Below are 13291 nucleotides of genomic sequence, written 5' to 3'. Positions count from 1 at the left end.
ACAAAAAAGACGAGTCATTATGACTCGTCTTAAAGTTGCTTGGCGACGTCCTACTCTCACAGGGACAAGGTCCCAACTACCATCGGCGCTAGAGAGCTTAACTTCCGTGTTCGGTATGGGAACGGGTGTGACCTCTCTGCCATCATCACCAAACTGATGAAGGTATATTCCTTCAAAACTAGATAACATTAGCTTCATATTATATGGTTAAGTCCTCGATCTATTAGTATTCGTCAGCTCCACATGTCACCATGCTTCCACCTCGAACCTATCAACCTGATCATCTTTCAGGGATCTTACTAGCTTACGCTATGGGAAATCTCATCTTGAGGGGGGCTTCATGCTTAGATGCTTTCAGCACTTATCCCTTCCGCACATAGCTACCCAGCTATGCCCTTGGCAGAACAACTGGTACACCAGCGGTGCGTCCATCCCGGTCCTCTCGTACTAAGGACAGCTCCTCTCAAATTTCCTGCGCCCACGACGGATAGGGACCGAACTGTCTCACGACGTTCTGAACCCAGCTCGCGTACCGCTTTAATGGGCGAACAGCCCAACCCTTGGGACCGACTACAGCCCCAGGATGCGATGAGCCGACATCGAGGTGCCAAACCTCCCCGTCGATGTGGACTCTTGGGGGAGATAAGCCTGTTATCCCCGGGGTAGCTTTTATCCGTTGAGCGATGGCCCTTCCATGCGGAACCACCGGATCACTAAGCCCGACTTTCGTCCCTGCTCGACTTGTAGGTCTCGCAGTCAAGCTCCCTTATGCCTTTGCACTCTACGAATGATTTCCAACCATTCTGAGGGAACCTTTGGGCGCCTCCGTTACACTTTAGGAGGCGACCGCCCCAGTCAAACTGCCCACCTGACACTGTCTCCCGGGTCGATAAGACCCGTAGGTTAGAATTTCAATACAGTCAGGGCGGTATCCCACCAGCGCCTCCACCGAAGCTAGCGCTCCGGTTTCAATGGCTCCCGCCTATCCTGTACAAACTGTACCAAAATTCAATATCAGGCTACAGTAAAGCTCCACGGGGTCTTTCCGTCCTGTCGCGGGTAACCTGCATCTTCACAGGTACTATAATTTCACCGAGTCTCTGGTTGAGACAGTGCCCAAATCGTTACACCTTTCGTGCGGGTCGGAACTTACCCGACAAGGAATTTCGCTACCTTAGGACCGTTATAGTTACGGCCGCCGTTTACTGGGGCTTCAGTTCAGAGCTTCGCTTACGCTAACCCCTCTCCTTAACCTTCCAGCACCGGGCAGGTGTCAGCCCCTATACTTCGCCTTACGGCTTCGCAGAGACCTGTGTTTTTGCTAAACAGTCGCTTGGGCCTATTCACTGCGGCTTTCCGTTAAGAAAGCACCCCTTCTCCCGAAGTTACGGGGTCATTTTGCCGAGTTCCTTAACCAGAGTTCTCTCGCACACCTTAGGATTCTCTCCTCGCCTACCTGTGTCGGTTTGCGGTACAGGCACCTTTTATCTCGCTAGAAGCTTTTCTTGGCAGCGGGGAATCAAAGACTTCGCTCCATAAGGAGCTTCCCCATCACAGCTCAGCCTTCACGATAAGCGGATTTGCCTACTTATCAGCCTAACTGCTTGGACGTGCACAACCAATCGCACGCTTCTTCTATCCTTCTGCGTCCCTCCATTGCTCAAACGATAAAGAGGTGGTACAGGAATATCAACCTGTTGTCCATCGCCTACGCCTGTCGGCCTCGGCTTAGGTCCTGACTAACCCTGAGCGGACGAGCCTTCCTCAGGAAACCTTAGGCATTCGGTGGACGGGATTCTCACCCGTCTTTCGCTACTCATACCGGCATTCTCACTTCTAAGCGCTCCACCAGTCCTTCCGGTCTGACTTCACTGCACTTAGAACGCTCCCCTACCACTGATACCATTGGTATCAATTCGCAGCTTCGGTGGTGTATTTAGCCCCGGTACATTTTCGGCGCAGAGTCACTCGACTAGTGAGCTATTACGCACTCTTTAAATGGTGGCTGCTTCTGAGCCAACATCCTAGTTGTCTAAGCAACTCCACATCCTTTTCCACTTAATACACACTTTGGGACCTTAGCTGGCGATCTGGGCTGTTTCCCTCTTGACTACGGATCTTATCACTCGCAGTCTGACTCCTAAGGATAAGTCATTGGCATTCGGAGTTTGACTGAATTCGGTAATCCGATGAGGACCCCTAGTTCAATCAGTGCTCTACCTCCAAGACTCTTACACTTAAGGCTAGCCCTAAAGCTATTTCGGGGAGAACCAGCTATCTCCAGGTTCGATTGGAATTTCTCCGCTACCCACACCTCATCCCCGCACTTTTCAACGTGCGTGGGTTCGGGCCTCCATTCAGTGTTACCTGAACTTCACCCTGGACATGGGTAGATCACCTGGTTTCGGGTCTACGACCACGTACTAAACGCCCTATTCAGACTCGCTTTCGCTGCGGCTCCGCCTCTTCAGCTTAACCTTGCACGGGATCGTAACTCGCCGGTTCATTCTACAAAAGGCACGCCATCACCCATTAACGGGCTCTGACTATTTGTAGGCACACGGTTTCAGGATCTCTTTCACTCCCCTTCCGGGGTGCTTTTCACCTTTCCCTCACGGTACTGGTTCACTATCGATCACTAGGGAGTATTTAGCCTTGGGAGATGGTCCTCCCAGATTCCGACGGAATTTCACGTGTTCCGCCGTACTCAGGATACATTCAAGAGAGAACGAAGTTTCGACTACGGGGTTATTACCCTCTGTGACGGACCTTTCCAGGTCGCTTCGTCTACCTCGTTCCTTTGTAACTCCGTATAGAATGTCCTACAACCCCAAGAGGCAAGCCTCTTGGTTTGGGCTAGATTCCGTTTCGCTCGCCGCTACTCAGGAAATCGCATTTGCTTTCTCTTCCTCCAGGTACTTAGATGTTTCAGTTCCCTGGGTCTGTCTTCCATACCCTATGTATTCAGGTAAGGATACCATACCATTACGTATAGTGGGTTTCCCCATTCGGAAATCTTCGGATCAAAGCTTACTTACAGCTCCCCGAAGCATATCGGCGTTAGTCCCGTCCTTCATCGACTCCTAGTGTCAAGGCATCCACCGTGCGCCCTTTCTAACTTAACCAAACTAAAATTAAAAAAATATGAGCTACACTGTTATCTAGTTTTCAAAGAACATACATTTAAACTTGAGAGATAGTTCTCTCAAAACTGAACGAAACAAAACAAGTCAACGTTTATTGATGAACTGCGTTCATCAATTCTCCATAGAAAGGAGGTGATCCAGCCGCACCTTCCGATACGGCTACCTTGTTACGACTTCACCCCAATCATCTGTCCCACCTTAGGCGGCTGGCTCCATAAAGGTTACCCCACCGACTTCGGGTGTTACAAACTCTCGTGGTGTGACGGGCGGTGTGTACAAGGCCCGGGAACGTATTCACCGCGGCATGCTGATCCGCGATTACTAGCGATTCCAGCTTCATGTAGGCGAGTTGCAGCCTACAATCCGAACTGAGAACGGTTTTATGAGATTAGCTCCACCTCGCGGTCTTGCAGCTCTTTGTACCGTCCATTGTAGCACGTGTGTAGCCCAGGTCATAAGGGGCATGATGATTTGACGTCATCCCCACCTTCCTCCGGTTTGTCACCGGCAGTCACCTTAGAGTGCCCAACTTAATGATGGCAACTAAGATCAAGGGTTGCGCTCGTTGCGGGACTTAACCCAACATCTCACGACACGAGCTGACGACAACCATGCACCACCTGTCACTCTGCTCCCGAAGGAGAAGCTCTATCTCTAGAGTTTTCAGAGGATGTCAAGACCTGGTAAGGTTCTTCGCGTTGCTTCGAATTAAACCACATGCTCCACCGCTTGTGCGGGCCCCCGTCAATTCCTTTGAGTTTCAGCCTTGCGGCCGTACTCCCCAGGCGGAGTGCTTAATGCGTTAACTTCAGCACTAAAGGGCGGAAACCCTCTAACACTTAGCACTCATCGTTTACGGCGTGGACTACCAGGGTATCTAATCCTGTTTGCTCCCCACGCTTTCGCGCCTCAGTGTCAGTTACAGACCAGAAAGTCGCCTTCGCCACTGGTGTTCCTCCATATCTCTACGCATTTCACCGCTACACATGGAATTCCACTTTCCTCTTCTGCACTCAAGTCTCCCAGTTTCCAATGACCCTCCACGGTTGAGCCGTGGGCTTTCACATCAGACTTAAGAAACCACCTGCGCGCGCTTTACGCCCAATAATTCCGGATAACGCTTGCCACCTACGTATTACCGCGGCTGCTGGCACGTAGTTAGCCGTGGCTTTCTGGTTAGGTACCGTCAAGGTGCCAGCTTATTCAACTAGCACTTGTTCTTCCCTAACAACAGAGTTTTACGACCCGAAAGCCTTCATCACTCACGCGGCGTTGCTCCGTCAGACTTTCGTCCATTGCGGAAGATTCCCTACTGCTGCCTCCCGTAGGAGTCTGGGCCGTGTCTCAGTCCCAGTGTGGCCGATCACCCTCTCAGGTCGGCTACGCATCGTCGCCTTGGTGAGCCGTTACCTCACCAACTAGCTAATGCGACGCGGGTCCATCCATAAGTGACAGCCGAAGCCGCCTTTCAATTTCGAACTATGCAGTTCAAAATATTATCCGGTATTAGCCCCGGTTTCCCGGAGTTATCCCAGTCTTATGGGTAGGTTACCCACGTGTTACTCACCCGTCCGCCGCTAACTTCATAAGAGCAAGCTCTTAATCCATTCGCTCGACTTGCATGTATTAGGCACGCCGCCAGCGTTCATCCTGAGCCAGGATCAAACTCTCCAATAAAGTTAGTTTGTCTAGCATCTAAAAATAAAAATTGACGTTCACGTTGTTTGTTTCGTTCAGTTTTCAAAGAACTTGTTTGCCGCTCATTTGCGACTCCCTTATGTTAACATTTTCATATTTCAATGTCAACCAAGTTTTTTTATTTCTTTTGTCGCTTTCTGCGTTGTTGCTATCGGCGACTTGTTCTATATTACACCTCTATATCCTAATCGTCAATACCTTTTATCCTTTTTATTTTATAAATTCTAAAGGGTATTGAACCTTCTTCATTTATACTCCGTTCCTAGAGATTAATAGACTGGTGCAATCACTTTCATAATCGACAGTTTATACTTTCTTACTTACACCTTTCTAAAGAATGAATAGCAAGCCAAACAAATATATATTAAAGGTAGCACTTTTTATTTCGAGTACATTCCAGCTGCATTCACAATTATCTCCTACCACTTCTCTCTAGGAATTATAAATACACCATGCATTTACTAAAAATCTAATTAACTTAGGAGGCGTTATGAAATGCATGTTAATAAGAAGATCATTTATGTATCCCATGATGCCCATTTCCACGGAGCACAGCTGCTTTCTTTACATACTATTAAAGCTCTTAAAGAAAACTTTCATTACTCCGTCGCAATTATTTCTATTGGAACGGGCATTTTAATCCACGATTTTCAAAAGTATGGTCCTGTTTATTGCCTAGAGGAAGACTACCCAACAGAAAAAAGGGTCGAATTATTAATAAAGAAGTTACTATCACAAGACTATACCATCGCCATATGTAGTACCGTCATAAGTGGTGATATAGTTGCATTACTAGCTAAACACAATATAAAAGTTATTTCATTAATACATGAATTGCCGCATTTAATACAACAGTACTCTGCCGAGGGGAAAGCTAGAAACATTGCCCAGTTTGCTTACAAAATTGTCTTCCCTTCACAGTACGTGTATGAAAAATTCCGTACAATCACCCAATTAGATCATCAAAAATGTCACATCCTCCCTCAAGGCTTGTTTAACCACAATCCTTATAAGAACAATATTGCAAAAGCTAGAAGCGAATTACGAAAAAAACACAACCTGCCTCTAGATAGCAAAATCATTTTAGGAGTAGGTTTCGCTGATCATCGGAAAGGGATAGATTTATTCTCACTTATTGCTTACTCAGTAAGAAAGGTTCATACGAATATTCATTTTATCTGGGTCGGGAGAACAGATGTTCATTTCTTTAACACGCTATCCCCAAGATATACAGCACATTTCACATTAGTTGAGCCTACTCCAGATATCGGTTTATATAACGCCGGAGCTGATTTATATTTATTAACTTCAAGAGAAGATCCTTTTCCAAACGTTGTTTTAGAGGCATTAGATACAAAAGTCCCTGTTATAGGGTTTAAAAACGCTGGAGGTTTTGAAGATGTTGTTACGGAACAAACTGGCGCCTTAGTAGACTTTTTAAATTTATCGCAGGTGCTGGAAAGAATATATGAATTTATTGGAGATGAAGACTTACGATTACAAAAAGGGCGCTTTGGCCAAGAGCTTATTGAAAAAGATTTCAACTTTCTTCATTACATTTATCAACTGTTAAACCTACTTGATCATAATTACAAAAAAATAAGCGTAATCATACCGAACTATAATTACGAAAAATACTTATCTAACCGAGTTAAATCCATATTAAACCAAACCTATCCCCTTTACGAACTAATTTTCCTAGACGATGCCTCTACTGACAATAGCGTATCTATATTTGAACAGCTGCTCTCAAACGAAAATAAGCCCCACCTAAAAGTTCAGCAGATTATTAATGATAAAAACTCTGGTTCTGTATTTAAACAATGGATAAAAGGCATCTCTGCAGCAAACGGTGATTATATTTGGATTGCAGAGGCCGATGACTTATGTGATCAGACATTTTTAGAAGAAGTAATCCAAGGGTTTCATATAAATCGTGATGTTACCTTAAGCTACACACAATCAAAACAAATAGATGAACAAGGAAATATCCTAGCCAATCATTATTTAGATTACACAAATGATATTGATAAAGAAAAATGGAAAAGTTCTTATTTCCGAAAAGGGATAGATGAAATACAAGATACATTACTTATCAAAAACACCATACCTAATGTCTCAAGTGTAGTTTTTAAAAACATAGATATAAAAACAAAAGAAAAACAATTAGAAAAGTTTAAAGTAGCTGGTGATTGGTTTTTCTATGTTTCTATTCTTAAAGAGGGGAACATTTATTTCAATCCAAAACCGCTAAACTATCATAGACGACATACAAATAGCGTAACGAGAACAGAAGATTCATATTCCCATTACAGTGAAGTTGTACAAATGCAGAATTTCATTAAAGAAACCTTTACTATCGACGACATTTCAAAAAAGAAAATGTACACATATAGAAAGTACCTTAAAGCATCTTTGAAGATTTAATGATATATTTTCTTCGCCATCAGTATCTCTTGTAAAACGTTACTATCATTTAAGGGGGGTTACTCTTTGAAAGAATTTATAGAAGCAAATAAAGATTTGCTTTCTCAAATTGCACACAAATACAATGTAAATGCAAGTATCCATCCAGAGGATCATATCTTTCAATTCCTTGTCACTAATCCAGTCTTCCCATCTAAAAAAGAAGCGATAGATTATTATTTTCAAGATGGGAGAAAATCCGCAGAAACACTCTTAGATTTAATTACTTCCTTTTATCCCCCTATAGACACTCCAATTAAATTATTAGAATTCGCATCCGGATATGGCTGCGTAACACGTCATTTATTAAACCTACAAACGAACTTAAGTATAACTACCTGTGATATACATGAAGAGGCTATTACTTTTATTGAAAACACATTAAATACTTCTTCTATCTTATCTCACCCTGAACCTGAACAAGTAAAAGTGGCCTCGTCTAAGTATGATATCGTCTTTTGTCTATCCTTTTTTTCTCATATGCCTGATACAACTTGGTTTCGTTGGCTTCAAATATTGTATAATGCTGTTTCTCCTGAAGGCTTACTCATTTTCACAACTCATGGTTATCAAAGTAAAAAGTACTTCAGCTTTCCAGATTTAAATAAACAGGGTTATTGGTTTCTCCCTTCTAGTGAACAATTGGATTTAGATGTTCATCAATACGGGCAAACGATCGTTAGTCCCTCTTACGTATGTGACAAAATTAAATTATTACCCTATAACCCTGTCATCAAAAAATACACTGAAGGTTTTTGGTGGGAACATCAAGACCTTTGGGTAATAAAAAAAGAAATAAAATAATAAACCACGCTCTACTGATACAAAAGTAGGGCATGGCTTATTATTTTTTACTATATAAGAACTCTTCAATCCATAGCTTATTTAATCTAATTCCACTTTTGAAATCTATTTTCGGTTCCCAATTACATTCTCGTCTTACTCTATCTATATTTAAAATGATTTTTTGAACATTTTCTTTCCTTTGTTTATAGCAGATAAAGTCCACTTTTCTTTCCGTTAATTTCTCCAATTCTACTATAATTCGTTTTAAAGAGAGACCCTTGCCGCTCCCTATGTTATACACACAAGATTTCAAACGATTTAATTGTGATAGTTGTATAGTGATTTCAACTAAATCATCGATATAAATATAATCTCGAATAATCTCTTGTGGATTCCCATATATATTAATCTTTTCATTACTGAGATGCTGATACAAAAAACAATTTATTGCCCCAACTTTCTTTAAAGGATTTTGATATTTTCCATATGGATTAGAATATCTACATACAACATAGTCAATTCCGTATTTTTTCTTATAAAAGTACAAGTAATTTTCAAGCGATACTTTTGTTATTCCATAAGGAGAAAGTGGTTTTAATGGATGTTCCTCATCAATAGGTAAATATTGCGGTTCACCATAAACCGTGCCTCCAGAAGATGCTAATACAATTTTTTTAACAGGAAAATTTTTAACACTTTCCATGAAGTTAAGAAAAAAAAAGCTACTGTTTATATCTCCGAAAACATCTTCAATTGAAGTTGCTACATTAGACGTTGCAGCTAAATAAATAATAATATCCACATTCACTAAAGCTTTATATATATCTTTAACATTCGCTAAATCACCTTTAATAAATTCAACCTCACTTATAATATTTTGAGGGAAATTATTTATATGTCTGGAAAATACTTTTACATTTTGACCTTGTTTCAATAAACCTAATGCGAGGTTAATACCAATGAAACTATTTCCACCTACTATTAAATAATTATTCTTCCTCATAATATCCTCTCTAGTAATAAGATTTTTGCTTATCACACCTAGAAATACAAATAAACGAACTTGGTCACCTCTATTATTCATTCTCTTATAATTGTATGCCCCTTATAAATTTTCATTATCTTTATTTTATACTTCCCTTTTAGAATCGATACCTTATTTAAGATGACCGCAAAAACACTCATAATATTTACTCATTCCCATGAATATATTGGATTAGTAAAAACTTGCCTTCTCATATTCTCGTTTATTCTATTTAAAAACCTTCTCCATAAATAAAACTTTCAAAAAGGAGCACTACATGTATGAAAAATGTAAATCAAGAGCTTTTAAATCATGTAATCCTACATAAAGATCGAATCCCACATTTCCATAAAGACTTTCCACTTATACTATTCTGGAGCCATAGAAGCGGATGTACCGCATTAGCTAATTGGTTCTTTTTTCAAATTGGATTATTTACTGAAGCAAAGAAATACCATGACTTTATTCATTACTATGAGTTCTGGGTGTATAAAAACAATATAAATTACATACCAGAGTTACAAAATGGTCTTCTAGCATCAAATAAAGATGTTTGTAAACTTGTACGGAATCCCTACAAAAGGGCCGTCAGCTCATTTTTATTACTTGCTGACAATCCATATGCTAGCCCTCAATGGGAAAATATCCGCCATTATTTGTATAATGACAAATATAGTAACCGTGGAGTATCATTTAAACAATTTTTATATTACATTCGAGCATTGGGTTCAAATTCCCTAGCAATGGACATACATTTTAGTCAGCAATACGTTCCAGGTGAAGAAAATTTCATCCAATACTATATTCCTTTAGAAGATTTTAATACACAAATCACCAAGATAGAATACACGTACGATTTGATTAAATCCAATTTAGCGCTTCTTACAAATTCAGATCATCATCGCGCTCATAAAATGCTTTATACAGGAAGCTATGCAGAACTCAGCATTACAGATGCCGCCTTCCCTCGCTTTCCAACATATGAAAGCTTTTATGATGAAGAAACAATGGCGTTAGTTACAGAAATATATGCACAAGACTTTGAAATGTATCCGTACACAAAAGGGATATTCTAAGTCGATACATTCTTCAATGAATAAAAGCGAATGTATCGCATAGCATAAAGTGAAACTTTAATTAGCGTGGGGTTCTCTCCCGCTAATTATTCCATTCTACCAATCTCACTTTTATGGGTTCCCTAATTTCCACCCACTCTCTTTGATTTCGCTGATTGTTGACGTGTGTGTCATATGCATTTTTTTACACAGGAGTGATGTCATGTGGAAGGTAATTTGAAGCACAATAATGGATATTGCGTTATTTGTGAGAAGAAAGCTACATTTATAGAGCATAATGATTGGCTTAGAGATCATTACTTATGTTCTACATGCCACTCTATACCAAGGCAGCGAGCTATCATCCATGTTTTAAATACATTTTTTCCTAAATGGGGTTCCTATCATATCCACGAATCCTCTCCTGGGGGAATTACAACTCAGCTACTTATAAAAAACTGCAAAAACTATACGTATTCTCAATACTTTAAAAACTATCCTCTCGGCCAATACTTTCAAGGAATTAGATGTGAGAACTTAGAAGATATGACTTTCCAAAATGAATCTTTTGATTTGTTCATTACTCAAGATGTCTTTGAACATGTAATGGAGCCAAATAAAGCCTTTAAAGAAATAGAGCGTGTATTAAAGCCTGGCGGTGCTCATGTGTTTACTGTCCCTTGGTATCATACACTCACAAAGACTTTACAAAGAGCAAGAATCAATAAAGAAGGAATCGAATATATTGAGGAGCCAATTTATCATGGTAATCCTATTGATGAGAACGGGTCTTTAGTAACATTTGATTGGGGTCAAGATATGATTGAATATATTTATACACATGCAAATATGTATACCATTGTTTATTTACACAAGGATAGATCACTGGGGTTAGATGCTGAATTTCTACATGTTTTTATTAGTAAAAAACACGAAAATGATTTTTAGGAACTATATAATTTGGAGGTTAACAAATGAATAACTTTAAATTAGGAAGTGATTTTGATAACCTTGTTAGCCCGCTTTCTGATGTTGAACTTCTTAATCTATTTATACAAAGTTGCTCACAAACAAAGATAAATGGCATCCCAGTACCTATGTTCCCCTCTGAAGAAATTCAACAACAGTTTGTAGGTGCTTCCTATGAACATGCTCTTTATGAAGCATATTTGTTTTATAGCCACGTAAAAACATATGCCCAAAATTTAGGTGTTCCCTTGAATAAAGAACGTAAAATTTTAGACTTTGGTTGCGGATGGGGAAGAATCATACGCTTCTTTTTCAAAGATGTTCGCCATAAAAATTTACTTGGTATTGATGTAGATCCTGCAATGATTAACCTTTGCAACGAAACGTTAGGAAGAGGCAGGTATAAAATAACTCCCCCACAACCTCCTGTAGAATTTATTAATGACAATTCATTAGATATCATATTCGCTTATTCTGTATTCTCACATTTATCCGAAGAAACAGCAGAAAATTGGATAAAGGAGTTTTCAAGAATTCTTCGTCCAGGTGGAATCTTCATCGCAACAACACAAGCACGCTATTTTCTCGATTTCTGTCAACAATTCAAGGAACACCCTGAATTAATTCAAACTGGGTGGCATAAAACTTTATCTCAAGCTTTTCCAGATATAAATCGTGCCATCTCGGATTATGAAAGCGGAAATTTTGTCCACAGTCCTACGGGAGCTGGAGACGTTAGAAATAGTAGCTTTTACGGAGAAACTGTTATACCTAGAACCTATATTAAAAATCACTATGAGAAGTATTTAAAGCTACGGGACTTTTTTGATGATACAAACCGGTTACCCCAAGCTCTATTTGTTCTCCAAAAAGATTAACTCTTTTCTCTCATTGTATAATGAAGATCATTTTGTATCTCAGCCGTATATATTAAATCATCAAAGATTTCCATATCAAGCAAACTGTACAAAAGAATTCATTATGCAGCATAAACACAGTAAGTCAATAACATATCTCATGTTTTAACTAGATTCGAAAAATCAAAAGTAACTTCCCACCACTTGAACTACGAAGAACATAAGGGGGATATATCTTGAAAATAATCGCTTTTTACTTACCACAGTTTCATCAAATAAAAGAAAATGACCGATGGTGGGGGAAAGGGTTTACTGAATGGACAAATACTAAAAGTGCACGACCTTTATTTTCAGGACATTACCAACCTAGAGAACCTTATCAAGATTTTTATTATGACTTAACCACCCCATCCGTAAGAAAATGGCAAGCAGAAATCGCCAAAGCACATGGCATATATGGTTTTTGTTATTACCATTACTGGTTTAAAGGGAAGAGGCTATTGGAGGCACCCTTTAATGAGGTACTTAAGATGAAGGAACCAGATTTTCCATTTTGCCTTTCTTGGGCAAATGAACCGTGGACAAAAACTTGGGATGGTCTTGATAGTCACATATTAATGCCTCAAAATTATGGAGAATTATCGGATTGGAAAGAACACTTTGAGTATTTATTGCAAGCTTTCCAAGATGAGAGATATATCCGTATAGACGATAAACCACTATTCATTATTTATCGTCCCGGGCATATCCCTCATTGTGAACAAATGCTTCATTATTGGAATACACTCGCACAAGAAAATGGTTTGAAAGGTATATACTTTGCAGAAACATTAAACAGCTTTCCACTTCCTAATATAAATGGATTTGATGCTAGCATTCAATTCGAGCCTTTTTATACAATTGCTCATGATAGCTCTTCAGACATAAATAAGACAATATATGAGTCTGGTAAACAAATAAACGCTTGGGATTATGATAAAGTGTGGATGTATATACTAAAGCGATCTCCTCCAGAGAAAAAAACATTTCCTGGTGCCTTTGTTGACTGGGACAATACAGCACGCCGCAAAGACTTAAATAGCAGTATCTTCCTAGGTTCTACCCCTAAGAAGTTCACGATATATTTAAGCAAACAAATCCAGCGTACCTATTCTCTTTACAACAGCGAGTTTTTATTTATTAATGCGTGGAATGAATGGGCAGAAGGTACTTACTTAGAACCAGATAAAAGGCATGGATTCGCCTATTTAGAAGGAGTTAAGCAGGCAATTAACAGAGGTATGAAAGCAT

At 39.9% G+C, this 13291-nt stretch carries 7 protein-coding genes and 3 rRNA genes; 6 read left to right on the top strand and 4 right to left on the bottom strand.

Annotated elements, in window-relative coordinates:
- Positions 1–37: 37 nt before the first annotated feature.
- The 3 genes from rrf to NSS97_RS30100 all read right to left on the bottom strand — a co-directional run bounded on the left by rrf (position 38) and on the right by NSS97_RS30100 (position 4823).
- Positions 38–153 (bottom strand): 5S ribosomal RNA (gene rrf, locus NSS97_RS30110).
- A gap of 50 nt (positions 154–203) precedes the next feature.
- Positions 204–3125: ribosomal RNA gene (locus NSS97_RS30105) — 23S ribosomal RNA — on the bottom strand.
- A 146-nt stretch (positions 3126–3271) separates the two neighbouring features.
- Positions 3272–4823: ribosomal RNA gene (locus tag NSS97_RS30100) — 16S ribosomal RNA — on the bottom strand.
- Together the 16S, 23S and 5S rRNA genes form the textbook arrangement of a ribosomal RNA operon.
- Before the next feature lie 516 nt (positions 4824–5339).
- Here NSS97_RS30100 and NSS97_RS30095 point away from each other — a divergent pair.
- Together NSS97_RS30095 and NSS97_RS30090 are read left to right on the top strand one after the other, a co-directional pair.
- On the top strand, positions 5340–7271 hold the full coding sequence (locus NSS97_RS30095) for a glycosyltransferase (protein WP_341115351.1): 1932 nt from the start codon (positions 5340–5342) through the stop codon (positions 7269–7271).
- Between the two features lie 66 nt (positions 7272–7337).
- Positions 7338–8114, top strand: coding sequence for a class I SAM-dependent methyltransferase (locus NSS97_RS30090; RefSeq protein WP_341115349.1), 777 nt, complete (start codon positions 7338–7340; stop codon positions 8112–8114).
- A 40-nt stretch (positions 8115–8154) separates the two neighbouring features.
- Here NSS97_RS30090 and NSS97_RS30085 read toward each other — a convergent pair whose 3' ends face one another.
- A complete protein-coding gene (locus NSS97_RS30085; RefSeq protein ID WP_341115348.1) occupies positions 8155–9099 on the bottom strand; it encodes an NAD-dependent epimerase/dehydratase family protein in 945 nt (314 codons plus the stop codon).
- A gap of 302 nt (positions 9100–9401) precedes the next feature.
- On the opposite strand from NSS97_RS30085, the gene NSS97_RS30080 reads away from it, so the two are divergent.
- From NSS97_RS30080 to NSS97_RS30065, 4 genes are all read left to right on the top strand, one after another.
- Positions 9402–10196 (top strand): sulfotransferase family 2 domain-containing protein, encoded by a 795-nt coding sequence (locus NSS97_RS30080; protein WP_341115346.1) that lies wholly within the window; start codon positions 9402–9404, stop codon positions 10194–10196.
- Between the two features lie 204 nt (positions 10197–10400).
- Positions 10401–11123 carry a class I SAM-dependent methyltransferase gene (locus NSS97_RS30075; RefSeq protein WP_044444573.1) on the top strand — a complete coding sequence of 241 codons (723 nt, stop codon included), beginning with the start codon at positions 10401–10403 and terminating at the stop codon, positions 11121–11123.
- Positions 11124–11149: 26 nt separating this feature from the next.
- Positions 11150–12022 carry a class I SAM-dependent methyltransferase gene (locus NSS97_RS30070; protein ID WP_044444574.1) on the top strand — a complete coding sequence of 291 codons (873 nt, stop codon included), beginning with the start codon at positions 11150–11152 and terminating at the stop codon, positions 12020–12022.
- A gap of 215 nt (positions 12023–12237) precedes the next feature.
- The coding region (locus tag NSS97_RS30065; protein ID WP_341115342.1) for a glycosyltransferase WbsX family protein at positions 12238–13291 on the top strand (1054 nt) is incomplete at its 3' end.

Source organism: Bacillus sp. FSL R12-0074, from assembly GCF_038005725.1.
GTDB classification, from domain to species: domain Bacteria; phylum Bacillota; class Bacilli; order Bacillales; family Bacillaceae_G; genus Bacillus_A; species Bacillus_A mycoides.
The sequence above is the reverse complement of the archived record's forward strand: the minus strand, read 5'-3'. Positions and strand labels throughout refer to the sequence as shown.